Here is a 24,585-nt window from a genome sequence, read left to right on the forward strand (position 1 = left end):
GCCCTGCGGCCGCCCATGCGCGCCGCTTCAGGTACCCGAGCCTCCCGTCGGATTGCCGGGCGAACCCGGCGTGCCGGGATCCGCCGCCGCCACGTTGGCACGGCTCGATTCGCCCGTGCTGATACTTGAGGCGTGCGCGCTTGCCCCCGCGTCCAGGCCCACGGCTTCCTCGTACCAGGTCTGGATCAAGGCCTGGTGCTTGCGCTCCTGCAGCAGCGCATCGCTGAAGCCGTCGACCAGGTCGGCCTGACCGTGCTCGTGAGCGAGCGCAATCAGGGTCTCCCAGCCGACGCCGTCCGACAGTTCAGCGGTCAGGATCGCATGCAGCGACTGGGCCATGTTGGTGCGCGGGTCGCTCAGCACCTGCACCAGCCCCATGGCTTCGACCCCGACCAGGTCGGCGCTCGGGGTCATGGCGGTCGGGTCGCCGCCCATCGAGGCAATGGCGTCGCGCATCAAGAGCGCATGGCGCGCCTCGTCGCCGCGGATGCTCGCCACCTGTTCGCGCGTGATGGTACCCACGGGTACCCCCCCGCCCCCATGCAGCGCATCGACCTTGACCAGCAGCGCATCGTAGAGCCGGGTCGCGGTGCGTTCCATGGCGAGGCGCTCGGCCATCTTGTCGAGCAGGATCTGCGGCTTGTTACCGGTGACCATGTTCACCGCCATGCTGGCCATGCCCTTCATGTTGCCGGGCACGGGAATCGATCCCAGGCCTTCGGTTTCGGCGATGTAGGCTTCGCGCAGCTGCGCCATCGCAGTCTCGTCGCCGGGCTGGCCGCGGGTGATGATCTTGTCGTCGCTGAGCATGGCCTTGGTCTGGAGCGGCGACATCTGTACACCGGTCTTGTTCATGCCCACGTGGTCCTTCTGTTCTGCCATATATCCTCCTGGATGTCGTATGAATGTGCCGGCGGCTAGTGGTGCAGCATGCCGCCCGGCTGGGCAGGCCTGTGCGCCGCGGCTGCGGTACCGGTGGCGAGCGGTGCGCCGCCGTCCGGGCCGAGGTGCATCAGCTCCGTGCCCGGGGTCCACACATAGCCGGCAGAAATCGGCATGCTCGGTTCGCCGTCGCCGTGCAGCATGGCGCGGTAGTCGATGGTGGCGCGGCTTTCCTGCTCCTTCGGCACGAACCGGGTCCCGTTGGCGCGCAGATTCACCTCGTTGACCAGCACGTCGCGGTAGAAGTCGCGCTGGCTCACCAGCGGGATCGGGTCCTGGAACGGTGCCGTGACGATCTCGGCGATGTCACGTCCCTCATACTTCTGGAAGGCCTCGGCCGCCACGTGGAAGTGGCCCAGCTCGTAGTCCAGGAAGCGCTCCCAGATCGCGCGGATGCGCGGATTGGTCTCGGACTGGACGCAGCTGTAGTAGTTGTAGCACTCGTTGGCCTCGTGCAGGACCCATTGCTCGAGCCAGGTTTCAAGCGGGTCGAGCAGCGACTCGTACTGGGTGACGTGCTGCTCCTCGACCGAGGCGATCTCGGCGTACAGTTGGCGCGCGACCGGGTCGGCGAACTTCGGCCCCACGTTCATGTAGTAATTGTGGGTCTGCTGCTCGGCCGCGGTGATGGTCAGCGCATGCAGCTTGCTCAGCATGTCGGCGCGGGCGCGCTCGTAGGGTTCGCGCAGGTCGTCGGAAGGGTGGCGGTGGTGTTCCCAGGTGGGCCGCGCCGGCAGGATGTCGGTGTAGCTCTGGGTGATGTTGTTGGCGTCCTTGCCTTCGAGCCGGTCCAGCAGGGCCGAATAGCGGTACAGGTGGTCGAAGTCTTCCAGCAGGCCGAAGCGGTAGACCTGGGCCAGGTAGGGATCGGGCTCGCGCTGCGCCACGGCGGCGGTCAGCTCGATCGCCACCTGTTCGTAGGCGATCGTGATCTCGAGCGGCGAATGGTCGGGCGAGAGCAGCCAGTTGATCATGGTGGCCTGGTGCTGCTCCGAGCGCCGCACCAGCGCCAGCGGCAGGCGCAGGTCCCTGTTGAAGCGCGCCGCCATGTGCGAAAAGCGCAGGGCCTCGATCTCGATGCCGTTCATCATGATCACGCGGATGCGCGTGAAGGCGTCGTCATCGAGCTTGCTGATGGGTTGTCGGACCATGTCGCGCCAGGTGTAGCGCTGCTGGTCGATGGGCGTACCTCTGGAATCGAAAAGGCTGAATGCCATGTGTTCCTCCGGGGTGAAAGAAGTGGTCGGCTGCAGGTGCGGCTATTCACGATAGCGGTTTGACAGCGAACTTCAACCGGAGATTCGATTGAAAAATACCAAGCATGCCGAACATACACACCGTATGGTCGGGCTTGCGGCAAACAGATGAGGCAGAAATGAACTCGGCGGCAAATGCCGCCGAGTTCAATGCGGGCGCCGCAGGCGCCCGCGATGGAGGAAAGACTCAGTCGTGACCGCGGCCGTGGCCTTTGCCATGGCCCTTGCCGTGACCGTGACCGTGACCGTGACCGCGGTCGTCGTAGCGCTCGCGGTAATGGACTTCGCGGTAGCGTGGCGCGTAGACGTCGGCATACCAGCGGTCCTGCACGAACAGCACCGGCTGGCCGCAGGCGCCGTACTTGCGGCAATGCTTGCCCCAGTTCTTGCGGTGACCCGGCGGAACGCGCAGGTAGACCGGCTCGGCGCGCACGTGGCGGTGGCGCTCGATGATCACCGGCTGGGCCACGTACACCGGCGGCGGGCCGTAGTCGCGAAAATCGCCGATATCGATCCTGCCGTAGAAGCCTGGCTGGCCGACGCTGATGCTGACATTGGTCTGGGCCAGGGCCGGGAAGGACGCTGCGGCGAGGGCCGCAAAAAGAATCAGGGCTTTCATGCTTGCCTCTAAAGTTTATTGATGGAATGACTTTACCATCAGCAACGGCGTTCCCTATGTGCGCCAGCCCACACTCTTACACTCTGTGCAGCCTTTCACACCTTGTTACAGATGAGCTGACGCCTACATGTTACGGAACAGCGCCATGAAGGGCTGGCTTACCGCCAGCGTCTCGGGCCGGTTCTTCAGGCGCAGGATGCCGCGCCCGCTTTCGTCGCGGGTGACGCCGGCCACGGCACGCAGGTTGACGATGGTCGAGCGGTGCACCTGCTTGAAGTGGGTGGAATCGAGCACCTCGAGCAGGTCGCGGATGGGTTTCCTCAACAGCGCCTCGCCGTCCGCCGTCATCACCACCGTGTACTTGCTGTCCGACTGGAAGTAGGCCACGTCGTCGACCAGGATCAGGCGCGTCTCCTGGCCGCGGCTGGCCGTCAGCCAGACCAGCGGCGGCGCCTTCGGCTGGGGCGGCGCGACCGCCTGCAGCTGCTGCAAAAGGGCCTGCAACTGCTGCACGTCCTGGCCGCCGCGCTGCAGGCGCGCCTGCACCCTGCCCACCGTGCCGGCCAGGCGCTCGCGCGCCACCGGCTTGAGCAGGTAGTCGCTTGCTCCGCGCTCGAAGGCGTCGATCGCGTACTGGTCGTAGGCGGTGACGAACACCACCTCGGTCTTGATGCCGGCATCCAGCAGGCTGGATGCGACCTCCATGCCGCTCAGGCCGGGCATGCGGATGTCCAGGAACACCACGTGCGGGCGGTGCTCGGCGATCGCTTCCAGGGCGCTGCCGCCATCCTCGCAGCTGGCGACAATCTCGAGTTCCGGCCACACCTGCCCCAGCAGCTGCACCAGCGATTCGCGCAGCAGGGCCTCGTCTTCGGCCACCACGCACTTGATTCGGGAATTAGGCATGTTGGGCTCCTGCTCCAGTCGGCTGCACTGCACTGTTGATGGTGTGGGGAACGGTGATGGTGGCCGCCACCCCGCTCGGGAAGTTGGCCACGATCGAGAACGCGGCCGCGCTGCCGTAGGCCAGGCGCAGGCGCTCGCGCACGTTGCGCAGGCCGACCCCGGTGCCGCCGCCTTCGGCCGTGAAGCCGCGGCCGTCGTCGGCCACCGTCACTGCCACCGCGCTGTCGACCTGGCGCGCCAGGATCCAGACCGTGCCGCCGCCCGGCTTCGGTTCGAGCCCATGCTTGATCGCGTTCTCGACCAGGGTCTGCAGCATCATGGTCGGAAACAGCACCGCGCGCAACGCGTCCGGCACGTCGACCTGCAGCTGCAGGCGCGGGCCCATGCGGATCTTGAGGATGTCGAGGTAGGCGCGGGCCCGTTCCAGTTCCTCGCCGATGGTCGAGGGCGCATCCTCGGTGCGCGGCAGCGAGTGCCGCAGATACTGGATCAGGTTGCCGAGCATCTCGTCGGCCCGGGCAGGGTCGGTGCGCGTCAGCACCTGGGCACTGGCCAGGGTGTTGTACAGGAAGTGCGGCTCGACCTGGGCGTGCAGCAGGTTCAGCTTGGCCACCGTGAGTTCCTTCTCGGTCGCGGTCTGGCGGACCTCGGCCTGCTCGCCGCGGCGGCGTGCGGCCACGCGGCGCGTAATCGCCCGCACGATCGCTTCGGCGTTCTCCAGGTTGGTGCCGTGGTCGACCAGGAAGGCGTCGGTCCAGGCCGGGTCTTCCGGCTCGCAGATCAGGGTCACGCTGCCGGCCGATTCGCCGTTCGGCGTCACCGTGGCCAGGATCTGGTTGCGGCGTTCGCCAAAGGGAATGAAGGCCCAGCTGGCGGCCGGCGGCTGGCCGTCGTGGTGCATGGCATAGGGATTGATGCGCTTGACCTTGGCGCGCACCTGGAGGCTGTCGCGCGCGCTTTCCACGAGGATCGCGCCGGGCAGTTCGCGGATCGCGGCGTCGATCAGGTCGAATGCCTCGCCCGCTTCGAAGGGAATCTCGATCTGGCGGCGCTGGCGGTTGGACAGGGTGCCGCTGTTGAGGGTGCCGGCGATCAGGCGCACGCGGCGCATGTGCGAGAACACGCCGGACAACACCCACAGGCCGAGGAACAGGGCCAGCAATGCGAAGTAGCCGCCGATGTCGCGTTCGACATAATCCTCGGTCGCCTCGGCAACGATGATGGCGACGACAAGGTAGCAGCCGAGCCAGGCGGCCAGCAATCGTCCAATGTGGAAAGTGCTTGAGATCATGATCTTCTTTCAGTAGTCAGGGCAGCGCCAGATTAGTGCCGGTCTCTATTGCCGGGGGACATTATGCGACGGAGGCGGGATAGCGGCGACGAAAGCGGGCCTGGCCGGCATAAAAAATCCGTTGCGCATAGGCCTCACCGGGTCCGCTTTCCGCGCGGCAGCCAGACTCTGCGGCTACAATGCTGCCCTGATTTAACATTTCAAGGCTTTCCCGGCATGGCACTCAAGCATTCCCTCCTCGCGCTCGCGGCCTTCGCCGTCACCGCATCGGCCCACGCGCAAATCGGCGCCGCCGTTACCGCCGACCTCGGCACTACCGGCGCCGGTCTCCACCTGGTCGTCCCGATGGAGAGCAATCTGAACGGCCGCTTCGGCGCCAACTACTTCAAGCACGATTTCGACAAGCGCTCGGGCCTGGTCGACTACAAGTTCGAGGGCAAGCTGTCGACCTTCGACGTGCTGTTCGACTGGTACGTCATCCCGAACAGCAGTTTCCGCCTGACCGGCGGCCTCGTGTACAACGGCAGCCGCTTCGATGCCGTCGGCGTGCCGGGTGCGAACCGCAGTTTCAACTTCAATGGCAACACCTACTCGACCGCCGACCTCGGCAGGCTGGAAGCCGAAGTGACTTTCCGCCGCGCCGCGCCCTATGTCGGCATCGGCTGGGGCAATGCCCTCAGCCCGAACAAGCGCTGGAACTTCAGCGCCGACGTCGGCGCCTTCTACCAGGGCAAGGCAAATGCCAAGCTGATCGCCTTCGGCTGCAGCACCTCGAAGGCCCTGTGCGACAAGCTCGCGAACGACCTCGCCGTCGAAAAACTGCGCCTGCAGGAAGAACTCTCGGACTACAAGGTCTATCCGGTGCTGCGCGCCAGCATCTCGTACAGCTTCTGATTTGTATGCATCGTTGGCGCGGACTAGCGTATGATGGAGACTCTTATCAAGGAGCCATCATGCCGCCGCGTCGCCTCATCCCTGCCGCGCTTGCGATTGCCTGCCTGCTGCTGACCGGTTGCAAGGACCAGCGCGAGCCGGCCAAGCCGATCGTCGACCTGTCCGCGATCGTCGTCGCCGCTTGAGGGACTGCTTCCCCTTGGACGGCTTTCCCTTCGCTTGCCCTTCGCTTACGACCATGGGCAGGGTAAACTACGGCCTGTACATTTACTCGTCGTAAGGTTTCCATGCCCTTCGCTTCGCTTGGACTGATCGAACCGATCGTCCAGACCCTCGCTTCGCTCGACTACACCACCCCGACCGCCGTCCAGCAGCAGGCGATTCCTGCCGTCCTGTCCGGCAAGGACGTCATGGCTGCCGCCCAGACCGGCACCGGCAAGACCGCCGGCTTCGCGCTGCCGATCCTGCAGCGCCTGTTCAAGCGCGACAAGCCGGTCGGCGGCAATGCCGTGCGCGCCCTGGTCCTCGTGCCGACGCGCGAGTTGGCCGAGCAGGTGCACGAGAGCTTCCGTACCTATGGCGCCGGGCTGAACCTGCGCACCATGGTGGCCTACGGGGGCGTCAGCATCAATCCGCAGATGATGAACCTGCGCAAGGGCGTCGATGTGCTGGTCGCCACGCCGGGCCGCCTGCTCGACCTGCACCGCCAGAACGCGGTGAAGTTCAACGAGGTCATCACCCTGGTGCTGGACGAGGCCGACCGCATGCTGGACCTCGGCTTCTCGAAGGAACTCGACCAGGTGTTCGCGGCCCTGCCCAAGAAGCGCCAGACCCTGCTGTTCTCGGCCACCTTCTCCGACCAGATCCGCGCCATGGCCAACCGCCTGCTGCGCGAACCGGTGCGCATCGAGGCAACGCCGCGCAATACGACGGTATCCGCGATCCAGCAGTGGCTGGTCCCGGTCGACAAGAAATGCAAGCCCGAGCTGTTCCTGCACCTGCTGAAGAAGCACGGCTGGAGCCAGGTGCTGGCCTTCGCCAAGACCCGCAAGGGCGTCGACGACCTGGTCGGCCTGCTGGACGCCAAGCGCATCCCGGCCGACGCGATCCACGGCGACAAGCCGCAGCCGGCGCGCCTGCGCGCGCTGGAACGCTTCAAGGCCGGCGAGGTAAAAGTGCTGGTGGCGACCGATGTCGCGGCGCGCGGCCTCGACATCGACGACCTGCCGGTGGTGGTGAACGTCGACCTGCCGATCGTGGCCGAGGATTACGTGCACCGTACCGGGCGCACCGGGCGCGCCGGGGCCTCGGGCGAGGCGGTGTCGCTGGTGGCGGCGGACGAGGTGGAGTACCTGGCCGCGATCGAGGCGCTGACCCGCCAGACCATCAAACGCGTGGAGGAAAGCGGCTTCGAGCCGGATCACCGCGTGCCCGAGACCACGGCGGGCGGGCAGATCGTCAAGAAACCGAAGAAGCCCAAGAAGCCGAAGGGCGAGGCCAGGGTGGTGCAGGAGGATGTGCGCTTCCGGAGGTGAAATAATCTTTCACTTGAGTGCCTAAGTTGAAATATTCTTCCGCAGGGCGGGCAGGTTTCCTGCCCACCCAGTCAACGGCCTCCGCACGGCCACGACATCGTTTCGTCGATCTATCACCGCGTGGGCGGGAGACCCGGCCACCCTACAAGACCAACTTCATCTCGCGCATGCCTTCCAGGCCGGTCGACCTCACGGTGAACCCCATGCGCTTGGCCAGCCCGGTAATGCGCGAATTCTGCGGCAGCGCCTCGCCCACGATCTCGCGCGTGCCGCGCGAACGGCAATAGTCGATCAGCTTCTGCATCATGATCTTTCCCAGCCCCATGCCCTTGAGGTCGGAGCGCACCGTCACCGCGAATTCCGCCGTGATGTTGTCCGGGTCGGCCACCACCCTCCCTACCGCCAGCGTCTCGGCCACGCCTTGCGCGTTCGGGCGTGTGGCAATGAAAGCCATCTCGCGGTCGTAGTCGATCTGGGTGAAGCGCGCCAGCTGCGAAGGCTGCAGCTCGCGGATGCGCACGAACATCCGGTAGCGCACGTCGTCCGGCGTGAGCGCATCGAAAAAGGCCAGGTGGGCGGGTCCGTCCTCGGGCCGGATCGGGCGCAGCAGCAGCGGCGCGCCCTGCCAGTCGATGGTCTCTTCCAGCTCGCGCGGATAGGGCCGGATCGCCAGCCGGTCCAGGGTGCTGCCCGAGCGGTCGGCCAGCGCCAGGCGCATGCGCGCGTCCAGCACGGTCGCGCCCTTGCTGTCGGCCAGCAGCGGGTTCAGGTCGAGTTCGACGATCTCGGGAATGTCGGAGACCATGCGCGAGACCTGCACGAGCGCGGCCAGCACCGCGTCCATGTTCACTGCCGGCCGGTTGCGGTAGCCGGCCAGCAGCCTGGCCACGCGGGTGCGGTCCACCAGGTCGCGCGCCAGCACCAGGTTCAGCGGCGGCAGGCCCACCGAGTGGTCGTCGGCTACTTCTACCGTCACCCCGCCCTGCCCGAACACGATCACGGGCCCGAACACGGGGTCGGTCGCGGCGCCCGCGATCAGCTCGTGCGCATTGCTGACCCTCGCCATGGCCTGCACCGAATAGCCTTCGAACTTCGCCTGCGGGAACAGCTCGGCGAGGCGCCTGCGCATGCGCGCCGCGGCTGCACGCACGCCCTCGTCGCTGTCGAGGTCGAGCGTCACGCCGCCGAAGTCCGACTTGTGCATCACGTCGGGCGTCAGAATCTTGACCGCCACCGGATAGCCGATCCGCTGCGCCGCAGCCACCGCCTCCTCGACGCTGGCCGCCTGGCGCGTCTCGACCACCGCCATGCCGTAGGTGCGCAGGATGGCCTTGGTCTCGGGGTCGGACAGCAGGTAGCGCCCGTTGGCGACCGCCTCGCGCACCAGCGCGCGCGCCGCGGCGCGGTCGGGCGCCACCGAGCCCACCATCGAAGGCGGCACCTCCATCAGGAGGTTCTGGTTGCGCCGGTAGTGCACCAGTTGCAGGAAACCGGCCACCGCGTCTTCCGGGGTGCGGAAGGCCGGCATGCGCGCGCCGGAGGCAATCGCCCGCGCATCAAGCACCGCGGACCCGCCCAGCCAGCACGACAACAGCGTCTTGGAAGCCGTGCGCACCAGCGGCGCGATGGCATTCGCCACGTCGCGACTGGCCACCGTGGCGGTGGGAGACTGGATCACCAGCACCGCGTCGACCTGCGGGTCATGCAGCAGGATATCGAGGGTTTCGCGGTACAGGTCCGGCACCGCCCTGCCCTGCAGGTTGACCACGTTCCCACGCCGCCAGCCGGGCGCCAGCAAGCCGTCCAGGCGCGCACTGGTTTCACTGGAGAAGGAAGCTTCGACCCCGCCGCCATAGGCCAGCGCATCGCGCGCCAGCACGCCGGGTCCGGCGCCATTGCTGACGATGGCCAGGCGCTCGCCGTGCAGCGGGCGCGCGTAGGCCAGGGTTTCCGCTGCCGAGAACAGCTGGTCGGTGGTGTACACGCGCAGCATGCCGGCGCGCCGGATCGCGGCATCGAACACGTCGTCGCGGCGCGCCAGCGCGCCGCTTTCGCTGGCCGCGGCGGGCGCGGGATCGTCCTCGCGCCCGGCCTTCAGGACCAGAACCGGCTTGCTGCGCGCCGCCGCGCGCGCGGCCGACATGAACTTGCGCGCATAGCGCAGGTCCTGCAGGTAGAGCAGGATGGCGCCGGTCCCGCCGTCGCTGGCGAGGTAGTCGAGCACGTCGCCGAGGTCGACGTCGGCCGCGTCGCCCAGGGCGATGAAGTGGGAGAAGCCGATGCCGCGGGTGCGCGCCCAGTCCAGCACCCCGACCATCAGCGCGCCAGATTGCGACACGAAAGCGATCCGCCCCGGCAGCGCACCGCTGGTGGCGACGCTGGCGTTCAGGCCCAGTCCGGGCGCCAGCATGCCGGCACTGTTCGGGCCCAGCAGGCGCAGCAGGTAGGGATGGGCGGCATCGAGCATCGCCTGGCGCAGGCTGCGTCCCCGCGATCCCTGTCCATCAGTGGTGCCGCTGCTCAGGACCACGGCGGCCCGGGTGCCGCGCTCGCCCAGCTGGCGCACGATCGCGGGGATGGTGGCAGGCGGCGTGCAGATCACGGCGAGTGCCGGCGCTTGCGGCAGTTCGGACACGCTCGCATGGCAGTGCCGTCCGGCCAGCTCGCCGTACTTGGGATTCACCGGCCACACCTCACCCTTGAATCCGCCGGCCAGCAGGTTGTGCAGCAGCGTCGCGCCCAGGCTGCCCGGCCGTTCGGAAGCGCCGATCAGCGCCACGGACTTCGGTGCGAACAGGTGCTCGAGGTTGCGAACGCTCATGTAAGTAGCCTTTCCTGGGGTGGGACGGGCGACCTGGCGCCCGGCGTGGAAAGCATAGCGCCCCTTCCGAAGGCAGCGCGCACGCCCTGCCGGGCAGGTTTCAGCTTGGTCGGATACTGCGAAGCACGCTGCGCCGCTCGCGGCGCGTGGCCGGCAGGGCGCACAGGGCCGGCGACTGGCTGCGCAGGGCCTGCATGATGCCGTCGGCCATGATGTCGGCATGGGTCGCGAGCGTGGGGCCGTCGATCCCCGCTTCGAGCACCTGCGTACGGAACACGCGCGCTTCGTCCAGCTCGGCCACGGCGATGCTGGCCAGGATCGCCGGCGAAGGCTGCGGCGCCACCGCGTAGAAACGGAGGCGGAATTCACGGTCGAGCAGGATGGTGCCGGCCAGGAAGCGGTCAAGGCCGACGTCGAAGAGAACGTGGATGATCACCTCGGCCGCACGGCCGGCGATCTCCTCCTGGTTTTTCCTGCGGCGCGGGCCGAACAGGCGGAACAGCATGTGCATCGCGGCCTCCAAGTCAATGCCTTCGGCATACTAACAGTATGTTTCTTGATGTGCAACAAGCAGCTGGTCGCCGCCCTGAAAACCCATGCTAGAATGGCCCCCGTGAAAACACTCGTCCGCACCCTGCTCGTCTGGTTCGTGCTGCTGGCCGTCCCCTTCCAGGGGTTCGCCGCGGCGGCGATGACCTGCGCGCACGGCGTCGGCACGGCACCCGCGAACGAGACGGCCAGGCATTTGGCCACGCATGTTGCTAAAGCTGCGGCCAAGCCGCCCTGCCACGGTGACGCCGCGCAGGCCGGCCAGCATCCTGCGACCCATGCCGCCACCCAGGCTGCTGCAACCGATGGCGCGCAGGACGAGGCTGCCTCCTCGCACCAGCAATCCTGCGGTAATTGTTCCGCCTGCTCGGTCGGCGCCGCCATGGCGCCGGCATCCAACCGCCAGGCGCCGTCCTGCTGCCCGTGCTGCTGCTGCCCGTCCGCCGCGCCGGAACGGGTCGCCCTGGCCGACGCCGACCTGCCCGAACGCCCTCCCCGCACCATCCTCGCGTGATTCGCCCGGTCGCCTGCGCGGCCGTCCTGCATTCAACCGAACGAGGTTCACATGTTGTATCTGCTATTGCCGGCGCTGCTGGCACTCGCGCCCGCCATTGCCGGCGCTACACCGCCGCGTCCCGACGACGCCGGCGCCGCCGTACCCGAGACCCGCTACCACGCTGCGCATGCCTACCGCCCGGCCGGAAAGCAGGCCACCACGCCCGACCGCCACTGGGTCGAGGCCAACCGCAGCGTCCTGGGCTACAACCCGATGATGCTGACCATGCCCGAGCGTGCTGCCGCTCCCGCTCCAGCCGCCTCCGCAAAGGCCGCACGACAGGAACCCACGCCTGCGCACGACCATGCCGCCCACGGCAGTCATGGCAGTCATGGCAGCCATGGCAGTCATGGCGGCCACGACGGGAAGGGACATCACTGATGCGCGCCGCCCTGTTACTGCCCTGCGCCGCGCTGATCGTCCTGGGCGGCTGCGCCACGACCAGTCCGCAGGAAAGCGCGGCTGCCGTCGCCTCCCTGGTGCAGGAACGCACCGGCGCCGCCCCGCGCCTCACCGGTCCGGGAGATGAGGCTGCGGCCGCCGCGGTGGCGCAGGAGGTCGGCGCCCTGCTGAAGGAGCCGGTCTCGATGGACGCCGCGGTGCGCATCGCCCTGCTGAACCATCCGGGCCTGCAGGCCACCTACTGGGAAGTCGGCCTGGCCCAGGCCGACCTGGCCCAGGCCACGCGCCTGCGCAATCCCTCGTTCGGCTTTTCCCGCCTGTCCGGCCATGGCGAGGCCGAGATCGAGCGCTCGATCGGCTTCGACCTGGCCGGCCTGCTAACCATGCCGCTACGCCAACGCATGGAAGCCCGGCGTGCCGATGCCGCCCGCCTGACGGTCGCCGCCGCGATCGAGCGCCACGTCCTGGAAACCCGCAAGGCCTGGGTCGAGGCGGTCGCCGCCCAGCAAAGCCTGGCCTATGCGCGCCAGGTGAATAGCGCCGCCGACGCCGCCTCGGAACTGATGGAACGGATGGTCAAGGCCGGCAACGCCAGCCAGCTCGACCTGGCGCGCGAGCAGGTCTTCTATGCCGAGGCCGCAGCCGGCGTGATGCGCGCCACCCGCCTGCTCGATGCCGCGCGCGAGCGCCTGACCCGCCAGCTCGGCCTGTGGGGCGAGCAGACAGGCTACACGCTGCCGGAGCGCCTGCCGGACCTGCCGCCCGCACCGCACGAACTGGCACGCATCGAACAGACCGCCCTGGCGCGCCGCCTCGACGTGCAGGCCGCGCGCACGGCGGCGCAGCAGCTGGCCGCCGACCTCGGCCTGACCCGCACGACCCGCTTCGTCAACGTGCTCGAGCTCGGCTACCACAACAAGAACGAAACGGGAGCGGAGCGCGCCAACGGCTACGAGGTCGGTCTCGAACTGCCGCTGTTCGACTGGGGCGGCGCGCGCGTCGCCCGGGCCGAGGCACTCTACATGCAGGCCGTGCACCGCGTCGCCGACACCGCCATTACCGCCCGCAGCGAGGCCCGCGAGAGCTACCTCGGCTACCGCGCCGGCTACGATCTCGCCCGCCACTACCGCGACGAGATCATCCCGCTGCGCAAGAAGATCGCCGACGAGACCCTGCTGCGCTACAACGGCATGCTGGCCAGCCCCTTCGAGCTGCTGGCGGATGCCCGCGAACAGGCGCAGGCCGTGAGCGGCTATATCGAGGCCCTCAAGGAATTCTGGCTCGCCGACGCCACGCTCGAAGGCGCGCTGGGGGGCCGGCAGAACGAACAAGTAAGGGAACACCAGAAATGACGAACCGCAGAAACTTCCTCACCGGCGCCGGCGCCACCATGCTCGGCGCTTCACTGGTCAGCAAGGCCGGGGCCGCCTCGCTGCCGGAAGCCCCGGTCCACACCGCGAGCGCCACCGCCGCGCCCCTGGCGCCGCCGAACGGCCGCCCCTACAACCCGGTGGTCACCCTGAACGGCTGGACCCTGCCCTGGCGCATGAAGGACGGCGTCAAGGAATTCCACCTGGTCGCCGAACCGGTGGTGCGCGAGCTCGCGCCCGGCATGCAGGCCAACCTGTGGGGCTACAACGGCCAGAGCCCGGGGCCGACCATCGAAGTGGTCGAGGGCGACCGCGTACGCATTTTCGTCACCAACAAGCTGCCCGAGATCACCAGCGTGCACTGGCACGGCCAGATCCTGCCCTGCGGGATGGACGGCGTTTCCGGCCTGACCCAACCCGCCATCCCGCCCGGCAAGACCTTCGTCTACGAATTCGTGGCGCGCCACGCCGGCACCTTCATGTACCACCCGCATGCCGACGAGATGATGCAGATGGCAATGGGCATGATGGGCTTCTGGGTCACCCACCCGAAGAACCCGAAGCAGCATGCGGTGGACCGCGACTACGTGTTCCTGCTGTCGTCCTACGACATCGAGCCGGGCAGCTACACGCCGCGCACCAACACCATGCTCGACTTCAACCTGTGGACCTTCAACAGCCGCGTGTTCCCGGGCATCGACCCGATGGTGGCGCGCCTGGGCGACCGGATCCGCATCCGGGTCGGCAACCTGACCATGACCAACCACCCGATCCACCTGCACGGCCACACGTTCGAGGTCGCGGGCACCGACGGCGGCTGGGTGCCGGCATCAAGACGCTGGCCGGAGGTGACGACCGACATCGCGGTGGGCCAGATGCGCGCCATCGAGTTCGTGGCCGACAACCCGGGCGACTGGGCCTTCCACTGCCATAAATCGCACCACACGATGAACGCGATGGGCCACGACGTGCCCAACCTGGCGGCCGTCGACCACCGCGGCGTGGCGCGCAAGATCAACAGCCTGGTGCCCGGCTACATGGTGATGGGCGATCGCGGCGGCTCGATGGGCGACATGAAGATGCGCCTGCCGCAGAACACCCTGCCCATGATGGATGGGAAGGGACCGTTCGGGAACGTCGAGATGGGCGGGATGTTCACGGTGCTGAAGGTGCGCGAGGGACTGGCGCGGGGGGATTACCGCGATCCGGGCTGGTACAAGCATCCGGCAGGAACCGTCGCGCGCGAATGGACCGGGGAGGTGCCGGCGGCTCCGCAGGCGCCCGGTGCGCCGGAAGCGTCCGACCAGCCGGCGCTGAAGGCGCGCAAGCCGGGCAGCCACAAGCATTAACGTAGGGTGGGCAGGTTTCCTGCCCACGCGGTGATAGTTAGCAGCAAGATCATCCGCGGCGATATCGCAGCCCGCAGCGATCACCGCGTGGGCGGGAGACCCGCCCACCCTACACCTTCGCCAAGAGGTCGATCAGCTGCCGCGGCGCCACCGGCTTGGTGAGGTGCTCGTCGAACCCCGCTGCCAGCGACGCCGCCCGGTCCTCCTGCCGCCCCCGCCCCGTCACCGCGACGAGGAAGGGCCGCGGCACGCGCCGCGCCAGGATCGCCGCCACCTCCAGCCCGTCCACCTCGGGCATGCCCTGGTCGAGCACGGCAATGTCCGCCGGGTGCGCGTTGAACAGCCGCAGGGCCGCCGCGCCATCGTGTGCCACGTCGACCGTCGCCCCTTCCGAGCGCAGCAGCCAGGCCAGCGACTCGGCGGCATCGACATTGTCGTCGGCCACCAGCACATGCTTGCGCAGGCGCGGCCCCGCGCCGTCCGGCTGCTCGGCCACGTCAAGCGTGGCCGCCGGCCGGATGGCCGGCAGGCTGACGGTAAAGGCCGAGCCCTGTCCCGGTCCGCCGCTATGGGCCGTGAGCCGCCCGCCGTGCAGTTCCACCAGCCCCTTGGCCAGCGACAGCCCGATCCCGAGGCCACCCTGCGCCAGGTGGCTGGCGCTCGACACCTGGACGAACGCGTCGAACACCCGCGCCAGCATGTCCGGCGCGATGCCGATGCCGTTGTCGCTCACCACGACCGTCGCCTCCCCGTCCGTTTCCTTCACCTGGATCCGGATCCGGCCGCCCGGCGGCGTGTACTTGGCCGCGTTGTTGATCAGGTTGGCCAGTACCTGGGTCAGGCGCAGCGCATCGGCTTGGACCCAGACCGGCTCGTCACACAAGTCGAGCGCCACCTGGTGGCGTCCGGCTTCGATCAGCGGCATGCTGGTCTGCAGGGTATCGCGCAGCAGGCGGCCCAGTTCCACCGGTGCGCGGTGCAGTTCGATCTTGCCGCGGCTGATGCGGGTCACGTCGAGCAGGTCGTCGAGCAGGCGCGCCATCTGGGCGGTCTGGCGCCCGACCATCGCGGCGATCCATTCGATCCGTTCCTGGGGCAGCGCCTTGCCGCGCAGGAGCGAAGCGGCATTGGCGATCGGCGCCAGCGGGTTGCGCAGCTCGTGCGCGAGGGTGGCGATGTACACGTCCTTGCGACGGTCGGCTTCGCGCAAGGCCTCCATCGCTTCCTCGCGCTCGCTGACGTCGAGCACCAGCGAGAACACCCGGTCGATCCGCCCTTCCTCGTCGTGCAGCACCGAGTTGTACCACTCGCAGAACAGCGTGCGGCCATCGCGCGTGCGGTTGCGGTTGCTCGACTTGACGTAGCGCGTGGCCGAGTCGAGCAGGCGCCCGATGGCGCCGGCCACCTTGCCGGCGTCTTCTTCGTGGCTCATCGGGAGCGCGTCGATGCGCCGGCCCACCGCTTCCTGGGCGCTCCAGCCGAACAGTTCCTCGGCGCGCCGGTTCCACAGGCGGATCACCAAATCGCGGTCCCACTCGATCACGGCCAGCGGGGTATGTTCAATGAGGTAGCGCGTCTGGTCGAGCGCCCGCGCCAGCGCGGCGCTCGCCTCGGTCCGTTCGGTGATGTCGTCCAGGACGATCACTGCCGCCGCCACCTCGGCCGCGGCATCGCGCAGCGGCGCGCCGCTGACCGCGTACACGCGCCGCCCGTCGCGCGTCAGGCTCTCCAGCACGGCATCGCGGAAGGCTTCGCCCCGGATTGCGCGCCGCACCGGTTCGCCAATCAAGGAAAGCATCGCGGCCGGACCGGGCATGGCGCCCTGGCCGCCATGTTCGAAACCGCCCGCCATCTGCTCGGCCAGGTCATTGGCCATCACGCAGCGGCCATCGCGGTCGACGATGAGCACGCCGTCGGGCAGCTGGCGCAGCACCGAGCCGAGCAGGCTTTGCCACTGCGCCCGGGAGCGGGTCTCGATCATCTCCTCGAAGGTATCGCGCAGGCGCGCATGCAAGGCAATGTTGTCGATGGCGAGGGCGCCGAGCACGAACAGCGAAGCCGCAAGGCCGTACAGGCGTCCGGCATAGAAGCCGAGATCGAAGCGGCCGGCGTTGAGCAGGCAGGACAGCAGCACCTCGAAAGCCCAGGCCGACATCGCGATCGTCAGCCACACGTCGAGCACGGCACGGGGGCGCTTCTGCGCGGTTTTCCACAATGCCAGCAGGGCCAGGGCCAGCACCGTGGCGCTGATCCAGCGGTAGGCGGGACGGAAGCGGTGGCCGTCCATCAGCACCGGCAGGTGGGGCGCGCCGGTGGTGCAGATCAGCACCAGCACGGCGACGAACAGAGTCGTCAGCAGCGCACCGACACGCAGGAAATGGTCAGGAAGCGGGCGCCGGTAGCTGCATGCGGAGCCGATCACGAACAGGGGGAACAGCGCGTGCCAGATCAGGAACAGCCAGGGGCTGGTCTGGCTGTTCCCGCCCAGCACGCCATGGGCGGAAAACAGGCCGGGAAAGGTCAGCATGTGGGCCAGCGCGATCAGCGCCGTGAACAGGTAGCCCAGCGTGAGGATACCGAGCGACCAGGACCGGCTGGTATGCACGTGGCCCAGCAGCAGGATGCCGGTGAGCAGGTTGCTGCCGACGAGCACCGACTGGACCATCGGGATGAATTCGGGCGCCACCGGCAGCGGCGTGCGCGCAAACGGCGCCAGCAACGAGAACAAGACGGCCAGCACGGCGAGCACCAAGAGGACGTTGCGCAACTGCGCATCGGATGGAGGGTGTTTCGCCAGATCTGCCGGTTCTGCTAAAACACCGTATCGCATGTGTCATCCCAGTGGAATGCTGACCAATCGTCGTGTTGCGCCCGTGCTTCTTCCTTTATTCAAGTTACATAAAAATATAGCTCATTTTGTCAAAGTTGAGCACGGATTAGTCTGCTGTCTTAGCCGCGTGCGCTGACCGGATAGCCGGCGGCGTCGATCGCGGCGACGATCCGGTCCAGGTCGGCCTTGCTGTCGATGCTCACCCGCTTGGTCGGCAAGTCGATGCTGACTGTCGCCGCCTCGTCGATGCCCTGCACGGCCTTGGTCACGCGGCCGACGCAATGGCCACAGCTCATGTCTTCTACGGTCAGTTGATACATATCTCGTGCTCCTGGTTGAATGGGCGCTGGGGCCCGTTGGGTAATGAATTCTTCCTCGATGGGTTGCGGCGTGATGGCCGGCGGCACGGCACCTCGCGACGGCCGCCATCCGCGCAGCAGCAGCGCATTGGCCACCACGCTGACCGAACTGAGCGCCATCGCCGCGCCGGCCAGCACCGGGTTGAGCAGGCCGAAGGCCGCCAGCGGGATGCCCACCACGTTGTAGACGAAGGCCCAGCCGAGGTTCTGGCGTATCTTGGCATAGGTGCGCTGCGAGATCGCCACCGCATCGGCCACCAGGCCCGGGTCGCCGCGCATCAGCGTGATGCCCGCCGTTTGCATGGCGACGTCGGTGCCGCTTGCCATCGCGATGCCGACGTCGGCCGCCGCCAGCGCCGGGGCATCGTTGATGCCGTCGCCGACCATCGCCACCTTGCGCCCAGCCGCCATCAACTCCGCCACCAAGCTGGCCTTGTCGCCCGGCAGCACGCCCGCATGGAAGCGCGCGATCCCGGCCTGCCGTGCCACGGCGCCCACTGCGCCCTCGCTGTCGCCGCTCAGGAGCACCGATTCGATGCCCATGGCGCGCAGGCGTTCCACTGCCGTGGACGCGCCGGGCTTGAGGCTGTCGCCGAAGGCCAGCAGGCCGAGCACCTCGGCGCCTGCCGGGCGGCCCAGCGCCAGCCAGGACACGGTGCGCCCCTGCGCCTCGTGCAGCGCGGCGCGGCCCTCCAGGCCGGCGGTCTGCGCGCCCAGCTCCCGCATCAGGCGCGCGTTGCCGAGGAAGACCGTGGCGCCGCCGATATCGGCCTGCACCCCGCGTCCCGGCAGCGCACGGGCAGCAGCCGCCGGCTGCAGGGCAATCTTGCGTTCCTGCGCCGCTTCCAGTACCGCGTGCGCCAGCGGGTGGCTGCTGGCTTGCTGCACGGCGGCGGCCAGTTGCAGCACCCGCTCCCCTTCCGCGCCTTCGACTGCCACCAACCGTGGCCGGCCTTCGGTCAGGGTGCCGGTCTTGTCGAAGACGACCACGTCCAGCGCATGGGCGGTTTCCAGCGCTTCCGCATCCTTGATCAGGATGCCGTGGCGGGCGCTGGCGCCGGTGCCGACCATGATCGAGGCCGGGGTGGCCAGGCCCAGCGCACACGGGCAGGCGATCACCTGCACCGCCACCGCGTTGAGCAGTGCGGCCTGCCAGTCACCGGTCGCCAGGGCCCAACCGAGCAGCGTAAGGAGCGAGACCAGCAGCACCGCCGGCACGAATACCGCACTGACCCGGTCCACCAGGCGCTGGATCGGCGCCTTGACCGCCTGCGCGTCCTCGACCATGCGGATGATCTGCGACAGCATGGTCTGGGCGCCCACGGCGCTGGCGCGCACCAGCAGCAGGCCGTCGGCATTGATGGCGCCGCCCGCAACGCGATCGCCCGGCCCCTTCGCGACCGGCAGGCTCTCGCCGGTAAGCAGGGATTCATCGAGATGGCTACGGCCCTCTTCCACGCTGCCGTCGGCCGGCACCCGCTCGCCCGGGCGCACCACCATCAGCTCGCCCACGCGCAGCTCGGCCAGCGGGATGCGCAGGTCGCGGCCGTCGCGCCGCACCAGGGCGTCGTCGCTGCGCAGGGCTTCCAGCGCCCCGATGGCCGCCACCGCCTGGCGCTTGGCGCGGCCCTCCAGCCACTTGCCGAGCAGGACCAGTGTGATCACGACGGCCGACGACTCGAAGTACAGGTGCGGTGCGCCATGGTGGCCGTCCGCCAGCAACAGGTACAGCGACAGCCCGTAGGCGGCGCTGGTGCCGATGGCAACCAGCAGGTCCATGTTGCCGCTGCCGGCACGCAAGGCCTTCCAGCCTGCCCGGTAAAAGCGCGCGCCCAGCCAGAACTGGACCGGGGTCGCAAGCAGCAGCTGCAGCCAGCCCGGCAGCATCCAGTCCAGGCCGAAGGGCTGGGCCAGCATCGGCGCCACCAGCGGCATGCTGAGCAGCGCGCTGGCGGCCACCGGCCACCATGCCGGCAGGCCGCCCGCCCCGGTCTTCCTGCCGCTCGCCTGGCGCGCCATGCCGGACGCCTCCGCCTCCGATGCTTCGTAGCCGGCTTCGCGCACCGCCGCCACCAGCGCGGCTACGGCCACCTCGCCCTGCACGGTCGCCTTCTCGGTGGCCAGGTTGACCGCCGCCCCGCGCACGCCGGGCACCTTGTGCAAGGCCTTCTCGACCCGCGCAACGCACGAGGCGCAGGTCATGCCTTCGATGCGCAGGACGCTGCTCGCCTCGGAATTGATTCTCTTGTCCATCTTGCTTCCTTCAGTCATCGAATGTCCCACCTGAGGCCATACCTGAAGGATATTCCTTCCCATGATGGGAAGGTCAAGCCTCTTTCACGAAAAAGGCCGAAAAAAAAGTGCACCAAGGTGCACTTTTTCGGGCAAGGGCTTGGGCTCCGAACGCTCAGGAGGTCTGGCGCGCCGAGCACACCCGTCCGCGCCCTGCCTTCTTGGCCTGGTACATGAAGTGGTCGGCCTCCTTCAACAGTTCCTCGGGCGAACGCGCCGCCTCGCCGGCGTCGAGGGCGATGCCGATGCTGGCGCGCACGCGCATTGCGCGTCCCGGCAGCAGCACCGGCTCGGAGATGCTCGCGATCAGCTTTTCCGCCACGGTGTGGGCGTCGTCGAAGGTATCGGCCATGTCTTCGAGCAGCACGGTGAACTCGTCACCGGCCAGGCGGTAGACGCTGTCGGTCTTGCGCACCCCGGCGCGCAGGCGCCCGGCGATCTCGCGCAGCAAGGCGTCGCCGGCCTCGTGGCCGAGCGAATCGTTGACCGCCTTGAAGCCGTCGAGGTCAATGAACAGCATCCCGACCGACTTGCCGCTGCGGCTGGCCCTGGCCTGGGCTACCGGGATCGCCTCCAGGAGTGCGCGTCGGTTCAGCAGGCCGGTAAGCAGGTCGTGCCGGTTCTCATACTCGCGCTGGGCCTGCTCCTGCTTGCGCGCGGTGATGTCGTGCAGGAAGGCGCTGAACGCCGTGCGCCCACCCGATTCGAGGGCGCGAATGCGCACCTCGACCGTCAGCATGCTGCCGTCGCGCCGCTGCGCCGGCAGTTCGAGGCGCTGGTCGACGGCGCCCGCGAGTTGGGCCGCCAGATCGCGCCCCATGCCCTGGGGGTCGCGGTATGCTTCCGGGACGATCAGCTCGTCGATCCTGCGCCCAAGCGCCTCCTCGCGTGGCCAGCCGAAGGTGTCCTCGGCCTGGCGGTTCCAGGCCGTGACCACGCCCTGCTCGTCCACGCTGATGTAGGCGTCGTAGGCGTTCTCGACCACGTTCCGGATTTCCGCTTCGCGCGCCCGCAGTTCGGCTTCGGCCGCGCGCTGGCGTTCCACCGCTTCGGTGAGCAGACGGTTGGCTTCGACCAGCTCGGCGGTACGGGCTTGCACCCGGCGCTCCAGGTCGAGGTTCAGCGCGGCGATTCCCGCCTGCGCCGTCTTCTGTGCATCGATGTCCTTGATCACCGCCACGTAGTATTCGATCTTGTCTTCGGCATTGCGCTTGGGCGAGACGTTCAGGTTGATCCATACCGTGCCGCCGTCCTTGCGGAGGTAGCGCTTCTCGATCTGGAACTGGTCGATCTCGCCCCGTTCCATCGCCGCCAGCTGTTCGGCGCCGGCCGCCACGTCGTCAGGATGGGTGATCTGCTGGAAGCTGCGGCTCCACAGTTCTTCCTCGCCGTAGCCGACGATGTCGCACAAGGCCTTGTTGACGCTGATCCAGCCGCCGTCCGGCGCCACCAGCGCGATGCCCACGCTGGCAATGTCGAAGATGGTCCGGAAGCGCGCTTCGCTGGCGCCGAGCACCTCGCTCGAGCGCGCCAGCTGGTCGCGCGCAACCGCCATGCGCTCGCGGTACTGCACTTCCTTGGTCAGGATCGCGGCCAGGTCGTTCAGCACCTGGGCTTCCTCTTCGCCCAGCGTGCGCGGCCGGGTGTCCAGCGCACACAGCGTGCCGATCGCGAGACCGGACGTGGTGCGGATCGGCACCCCGGCATAGAAGCGGATCTTCGGCGGGCCGCTGACCAGCGGATTGTCGTTGAAGCGGCCGTCCTCCAGCGCGTCGCTCACCACCAGCGGCTTGCTCATGCCGATCGCGTGGGCGCAGAAGGCGTGTTCGCGCGCCGTCTCCGATTCGATCATCCCGACCCGCGACTTGAACCACTGACGGTCGGCATCGACCAGCGAAAACATCGCCATCGGCACGTCCAGCAGGCGGCTGGCCAGGCGGGTAACGCGGTCGAAAACGGGCTCGGGCGGCGTATCGAGCAGGTGGAGGGCGTCGAGCATCGACAGCCGGTCAAGTTCGTCTGGTGGCAGTGGGGCAGCAGGCATAACATCCGTGTGGTCAGGTGACGGCGCGGTCGCCGTCCAGACCGAAACTGTAACAGAAACTGCATTTCCGACACAAAATGAATGTGTCACAACTACCAACAATATGTCGCATATTGGGAAATATGTGACATTATGGTAAGGAAAGTTTATTCATGATTGTAGTAGAGTGACTCCGAGAACCTCCATGCGCCTTTTTCCTGCCCTCCTGCTCGGCCTCGCCAGCCTGTTGCTGTCCGTCCCCGCGGCTGCGTCGAATACGCCCGCGCAGAGCGCCACCGCCGGCGTGCGCGAAGCCGAGCGGCAGCGCGCGCTTGCCTTGAACGAGCGCGACATCGAACTGCTGCGGCGTCTCATCGGCGGCAACTACCGCCACATCGAGACCAACGGCAGGCTGCGCAGCAAGACCGAATTCCTGCAGGCGCTGGCGCGTGACGAATACCGCATCCGCGATTATGCGCTCGAAGACATGAAGGTCGAGATCCTCGACAATGACGTCGCGATCGTCACCGGCACCTGGCGCGCCGCACGGCTCGACCTCGGTCAGCCGGTTCCGAGCCGGGGCCGCTACGTGCGCGTGTGGACCCGCCATCCCGAAGGCTGGCGCATCGCGCTGCACCAGGGTACCGAGATCAGGACTGCCGCCCAGCCCGCCAGGCAGGAGACGCGCGCGCCGCAATAGAACAGCCTTCAGTCTGCGGCGCGCATCGCCTCGCCGATCGCATAGAAATTGCCGCCGGCAATGTGGTGGATGCTGCGCCAGGACGGGTCCGCCGTCTCGAAATGCCAGTGGCCGTCGCGGAACACGCGCGCATCGGCCCAGGCGGCCGTCACTTCGCCGATGAACAGGTCATAGGCCTGCTGGTTGTGCGGTTCCGGCACCAGCCGGCAGGCCAGCCAGGCCGAGCAGCCTTCCACCAGCGGCGCCTCGACGCCCTCCATGCGCAGCAGGCTGACGCCGGCCTGCGCCAGCTTGCCTGGCTCGTCGTTCAGCGAGCGGTTCCCCACCTGGTGGGTCAGGCGCAGCTGGCGCACCGTCGGCAGCTGGACCACGAAAGCGCCGCTGCCCTCGACCAGGGCGCGGGTGCGGGTCGACTTGTCGAGCACCACCGTGAGCTTGGGCGGGGCGAAATCCAGGGCGCAGGCCCAGGCTGCGGCCATGACGTTGTCCACGCCCGCGTGGCGCGCCGAGACCAGCACGGTCGGGCCGTGGTTGAGCAGCCGGTAGGCCTTTTCGAGGGGGACGGGGAGGATGTGCTCGTTCATGCGGTTTCCAGTGCGGGCAAAACCCTAGTCTGCCACGGAAGCCGAACGGCGGAGCGCCCGTTCCTTCCTGCGGCGCGTTCGCCCGGCCGGCCCGGGCTGCGAGCAGGGCCGGCACGGCCGCCAGCGCCAGCAGCAGTGCGCTGGCGCCGAAGCTGGGTGAACCCACAGGAATTCAACAAAGGTTTGATCTGCATCAGCCGCACATGTGACGCAGCTTTCTACCGGGGGTAGAGTTATCGCTGCCGGGCGCATTCACTCCCTACGGCCCGGCCCTAGCCTGCAGAGGAGCTGCCATGTACAAGACCATCATTGTCCATGTCGACGAAAGCCCGCTTCTGGACGCCCGCCTGCGCGCTGCAGCCTGGCTCGCCAATGCCCATGAGGCGCACCTGGTGGGCTGCGCCGCCACCGGCATGTCCTGGCCCGCCTATGCCATGCTGACTGGCCCGATGGGGGTGCCGCCGGGTGGCGAATTCGAGACCCTGCGCAGCACGGCGCGCGCGGCCCTGGGGCGCTTCACAGAGCGCGCGCAGCAGCTGGGCGTCGCATCGATCGAAGAGCGCATGGTCGAGGACGAGCACCGCGACGCCCTGCTGCTGCAGGCGCGCTATGCCGACCTGGTCGTGACCGGCATGGACGCCGGCGACGCCGCCACCGTGCGTGGGCTGCCGCAATACCTGGCGATGCACGGCGTGCGGCCGGTGCTGGTGGTGCCGCCCTCCTACGACGGCGCGCCGATCGCGGACACCGTGGTGGTCGGCTGGGATGGCAGCGCGCAGGCGATCCGCGCCATCGCCGGCGCCATGCCGGTGCTGGTGCGGGCCCGCGCGGTGCGGCTGGTGCTGGTCAATCCGGACCTCGAGTCCGGGCTGCACGGGGAAGAACCGGGCGCCGACATGGCACTCCATCTGGCGCGCCACGGCGTGCGGGTCGAGGTGCTGGTCGAGCGCACCCAGGCCGCGATCGGCGAAGCCCTGCTCGGCATCGCCGCCGGCAGTGGCGCCGGCCTGCTGGTTACCGGCGCCTTCGGCCACAGCCGCTACCGCGAGATCGTGCTGGGCGGCGTGACCCGGCTGCTGCTCGACCGTGCCAGGCTGCCGGTGCTGTACGCGCACTGAGGCGCCGACTTCCCTGCTTACAAGACCTGCTCTCCGACCAGCCTGACCGGCCCGCGCAGACTTCAGCGGCGTCGCGCACCGGGCTGTCCAGCATGCCGCGCAAGAGCATCCTCCAAGCGAACGAAGCCCATGGAGTCGACAGCCGTGCGGGCATGCCGCACGCGGCCGTCATCCATGAAGACGAAGAAC

The 24,585-nt window shown here is 68.2% G+C and carries 20 protein-coding genes; 9 read left to right on the forward strand and 11 right to left on the reverse strand.

The genetic code is table 11. The annotated features are described in order from the left end of the window. Window positions 1-27 precede the first annotated feature (27 nt). The 5 genes from MA09_RS18985 to MA09_RS19005 all read right to left on the reverse strand — a co-directional run bounded on the left by MA09_RS18985 (window position 28) and on the right by MA09_RS19005 (window position 5,014). Complete coding sequence (locus tag MA09_RS18985; protein WP_200883098.1) at window positions 28-882, reverse strand: ferritin-like domain-containing protein; 855 nt, start codon at window positions 880-882, stop codon at window positions 28-30. A gap of 35 nt (window positions 883-917) precedes the next feature. Next, window positions 918-2,159 (reverse strand): hypothetical protein, encoded by a 1,242-nt coding sequence (locus MA09_RS18990; RefSeq protein ID WP_229440784.1) that lies wholly within the window; start codon window positions 2,157-2,159, stop codon window positions 918-920. 226 nt (window positions 2,160-2,385) lie between these two features. Further along, window positions 2,386-2,817 carry a hypothetical protein gene (locus MA09_RS18995; protein ID WP_036252035.1) on the reverse strand — a complete coding sequence of 144 codons (432 nt, stop codon included), beginning with the start codon at window positions 2,815-2,817 and terminating at the stop codon, window positions 2,386-2,388. A gap of 123 nt (window positions 2,818-2,940) precedes the next feature. After that, window positions 2,941-3,723 carry a LytTR family DNA-binding domain-containing protein gene (locus tag MA09_RS19000; protein ID WP_036252039.1) on the reverse strand — a complete coding sequence of 261 codons (783 nt, stop codon included), beginning with the start codon at window positions 3,721-3,723 and terminating at the stop codon, window positions 2,941-2,943. Further along, window positions 3,716-5,014, reverse strand: coding sequence for a sensor histidine kinase (locus tag MA09_RS19005; RefSeq protein ID WP_036252040.1), 1,299 nt, complete (start codon window positions 5,012-5,014; stop codon window positions 3,716-3,718). The genes MA09_RS19000 and MA09_RS19005 overlap by 8 nt, the downstream gene beginning before the upstream one ends. Window positions 5,015-5,230: 216 nt before the next feature. Here MA09_RS19005 and MA09_RS19010 point away from each other — a divergent pair, with 216 nt between their 5' ends. From MA09_RS19010 to MA09_RS19015, 3 genes are all read left to right on the forward strand, one after another. Continuing rightward, a complete protein-coding gene (locus MA09_RS19010; RefSeq protein ID WP_051933601.1) occupies window positions 5,231-5,908 on the forward strand; it encodes a hypothetical protein in 678 nt (225 codons plus the stop codon). A gap of 59 nt (window positions 5,909-5,967) precedes the next feature. After that, entirely contained in the window at window positions 5,968-6,093 is a 126-nt protein-coding gene (locus tag MA09_RS25480) for a hypothetical protein (protein ID WP_267872588.1), read from the forward strand. A gap of 102 nt (window positions 6,094-6,195) precedes the next feature. Then, window positions 6,196-7,443: a DEAD/DEAH box helicase gene (locus MA09_RS19015; RefSeq protein ID WP_036252043.1), complete on the forward strand. Its 1,248-nt coding sequence runs from the start codon at window positions 6,196-6,198 to the stop codon at window positions 7,441-7,443. 142 nt (window positions 7,444-7,585) lie between these two features. On the opposite strand, the gene MA09_RS19020 is transcribed toward MA09_RS19015, so the two are convergent. Both MA09_RS19020 and MA09_RS19025 read right to left on the reverse strand, forming a co-directional pair. Further along, window positions 7,586-10,264 (reverse strand): bifunctional acetate--CoA ligase family protein/GNAT family N-acetyltransferase, encoded by a 2,679-nt coding sequence (locus MA09_RS19020; protein ID WP_036252045.1) that lies wholly within the window; start codon window positions 10,262-10,264, stop codon window positions 7,586-7,588. 100 nt (window positions 10,265-10,364) lie between these two features. Beyond that, entirely contained in the window at window positions 10,365-10,775 is a 411-nt protein-coding gene (locus MA09_RS19025) for a hypothetical protein (RefSeq protein WP_152594716.1), read from the reverse strand. Window positions 10,776-10,877: 102 nt separating this feature from the next. On the opposite strand from MA09_RS19025, the gene MA09_RS19030 reads away from it, so the two are divergent. The 4 genes from MA09_RS19030 to MA09_RS19045 are packed head-to-tail and all read left to right on the forward strand — an operon-like array spanning window position 10,878 to window position 14,490. Continuing rightward, window positions 10,878-11,327, forward strand: coding sequence for a hypothetical protein (locus tag MA09_RS19030; RefSeq protein ID WP_152594717.1), 450 nt, complete (start codon window positions 10,878-10,880; stop codon window positions 11,325-11,327). Window positions 11,328-11,378: 51 nt separating this feature from the next. Further along, entirely contained in the window at window positions 11,379-11,750 is a 372-nt protein-coding gene (locus tag MA09_RS19035; RefSeq protein ID WP_036252052.1) for a hypothetical protein, read from the forward strand. After that, on the forward strand, window positions 11,750-13,123 hold the full coding sequence (locus tag MA09_RS19040; protein ID WP_036252054.1) for a TolC family protein: 1,374 nt from the start codon (window positions 11,750-11,752) through the stop codon (window positions 13,121-13,123). Before MA09_RS19035 ends, MA09_RS19040 begins: the two co-directional genes overlap by 1 nt. Continuing rightward, window positions 13,120-14,490, forward strand: coding sequence for a multicopper oxidase family protein (locus tag MA09_RS19045; RefSeq protein ID WP_036252057.1), 1,371 nt, complete (start codon window positions 13,120-13,122; stop codon window positions 14,488-14,490). Before MA09_RS19040 ends, MA09_RS19045 begins: the two co-directional genes overlap by 4 nt. A gap of 109 nt (window positions 14,491-14,599) precedes the next feature. Here the strand turns inward: MA09_RS19045 and MA09_RS23830 are convergent, their stop codons facing one another. The 3 genes from MA09_RS23830 to MA09_RS19060 all read right to left on the reverse strand — a co-directional run bounded on the left by MA09_RS23830 (window position 14,600) and on the right by MA09_RS19060 (window position 22,015). Further along, window positions 14,600-17,257: an ATP-binding protein gene (locus MA09_RS23830; protein ID WP_051933602.1), complete on the reverse strand. Its 2,658-nt coding sequence runs from the start codon at window positions 17,255-17,257 to the stop codon at window positions 14,600-14,602. A gap of 182 nt (window positions 17,258-17,439) precedes the next feature. Further along, window positions 17,440-19,932 carry a heavy metal translocating P-type ATPase gene (locus MA09_RS19055; protein ID WP_036252058.1) on the reverse strand — a complete coding sequence of 831 codons (2,493 nt, stop codon included), beginning with the start codon at window positions 19,930-19,932 and terminating at the stop codon, window positions 17,440-17,442. Between the two features lie 154 nt (window positions 19,933-20,086). Continuing rightward, window positions 20,087-22,015: a PAS domain S-box protein gene (locus tag MA09_RS19060; RefSeq protein ID WP_036252060.1), complete on the reverse strand. Its 1,929-nt coding sequence runs from the start codon at window positions 22,013-22,015 to the stop codon at window positions 20,087-20,089. A 184-nt stretch (window positions 22,016-22,199) separates the two neighbouring features. Here MA09_RS19060 and MA09_RS19065 point away from each other — a divergent pair, with 184 nt between their 5' ends. Further along, on the forward strand, window positions 22,200-22,694 hold the full coding sequence (locus MA09_RS19065; RefSeq protein WP_036252063.1) for a nuclear transport factor 2 family protein: 495 nt from the start codon (window positions 22,200-22,202) through the stop codon (window positions 22,692-22,694). Window positions 22,695-22,702: 8 nt separating this feature from the next. Here MA09_RS19065 and MA09_RS19070 read toward each other — a convergent pair whose 3' ends face one another. Further along, window positions 22,703-23,278, reverse strand: coding sequence for a flavin reductase family protein (locus tag MA09_RS19070; RefSeq protein ID WP_036252066.1), 576 nt, complete (start codon window positions 23,276-23,278; stop codon window positions 22,703-22,705). 293 nt (window positions 23,279-23,571) lie between these two features. Here MA09_RS19070 and MA09_RS19075 point away from each other — a divergent pair, with 293 nt between their 5' ends. Next, complete coding sequence (locus MA09_RS19075) at window positions 23,572-24,396, forward strand: universal stress protein (RefSeq protein ID WP_036252068.1); 825 nt, start codon at window positions 23,572-23,574, stop codon at window positions 24,394-24,396. Window positions 24,397-24,585: the final 189 nt, after the last annotated feature.

Origin of the sequence: Massilia sp. BSC265 (assembly GCF_000740675.1) — a bacterium.
Classification (GTDB): Bacteria; Pseudomonadota; Gammaproteobacteria; order Burkholderiales; family Burkholderiaceae_D; genus Telluria.

What these genes read in the sequence shown, in the direction of transcription:
- MA09_RS25480 (WP_267872588.1), top strand. Translation starts at nt 5,968, where the DNA reads ATGCCGCCGCGTCGCCTCATCCCTGCCGCGCTTGCGATTGCCTGCCTG.
- MA09_RS19075 (WP_036252068.1), top strand. Translation starts at nt 23,572, where the DNA reads ATGTACAAGACCATCATTGTCCATGTCGACGAAAGCCCGCTTCTGGAC.
- MA09_RS19025 (WP_152594716.1), bottom strand. Translation starts at nt 10,775, where the DNA reads ATGCACATGCTGTTCCGCCTGTTCGGCCCGCGCCGCAGGAAAAACCAG.
- MA09_RS19065 (WP_036252063.1), top strand. Translation starts at nt 22,200, where the DNA reads ATGCGCCTTTTTCCTGCCCTCCTGCTCGGCCTCGCCAGCCTGTTGCTG.
- MA09_RS19010 (WP_051933601.1), top strand. Translation starts at nt 5,231, where the DNA reads ATGGCACTCAAGCATTCCCTCCTCGCGCTCGCGGCCTTCGCCGTCACC.
- MA09_RS19035 (WP_036252052.1), top strand. Translation starts at nt 11,379, where the DNA reads ATGTTGTATCTGCTATTGCCGGCGCTGCTGGCACTCGCGCCCGCCATT.
- MA09_RS19055 (WP_036252058.1), bottom strand. Translation starts at nt 19,932, where the DNA reads ATGGACAAGAGAATCAATTCCGAGGCGAGCAGCGTCCTGCGCATCGAA.
- MA09_RS19060 (WP_036252060.1), bottom strand. Translation starts at nt 22,015, where the DNA reads ATGCCTGCTGCCCCACTGCCACCAGACGAACTTGACCGGCTGTCGATG.
- MA09_RS19040 (WP_036252054.1), top strand. Translation starts at nt 11,750, where the DNA reads ATGCGCGCCGCCCTGTTACTGCCCTGCGCCGCGCTGATCGTCCTGGGC.
- MA09_RS18995 (WP_036252035.1), bottom strand. Translation starts at nt 2,817, where the DNA reads ATGAAAGCCCTGATTCTTTTTGCGGCCCTCGCCGCAGCGTCCTTCCCG.
- MA09_RS19070 (WP_036252066.1), bottom strand. Translation starts at nt 23,278, where the DNA reads ATGAACGAGCACATCCTCCCCGTCCCCCTCGAAAAGGCCTACCGGCTG.
- MA09_RS19045 (WP_036252057.1), top strand. Translation starts at nt 13,120, where the DNA reads ATGACGAACCGCAGAAACTTCCTCACCGGCGCCGGCGCCACCATGCTC.
- MA09_RS19005 (WP_036252040.1), bottom strand. Translation starts at nt 5,014, where the DNA reads ATGATCTCAAGCACTTTCCACATTGGACGATTGCTGGCCGCCTGGCTC.
- MA09_RS19000 (WP_036252039.1), bottom strand. Translation starts at nt 3,723, where the DNA reads ATGCCTAATTCCCGAATCAAGTGCGTGGTGGCCGAAGACGAGGCCCTG.
- MA09_RS18985 (WP_200883098.1), bottom strand. Translation starts at nt 882, where the DNA reads ATGGCAGAACAGAAGGACCACGTGGGCATGAACAAGACCGGTGTACAG.
- MA09_RS18990 (WP_229440784.1), bottom strand. Translation starts at nt 2,159, where the DNA reads ATGGCATTCAGCCTTTTCGATTCCAGAGGTACGCCCATCGACCAGCAG.
- MA09_RS19020 (WP_036252045.1), bottom strand. Translation starts at nt 10,264, where the DNA reads ATGAGCGTTCGCAACCTCGAGCACCTGTTCGCACCGAAGTCCGTGGCG.
- MA09_RS19015 (WP_036252043.1), top strand. Translation starts at nt 6,196, where the DNA reads ATGCCCTTCGCTTCGCTTGGACTGATCGAACCGATCGTCCAGACCCTC.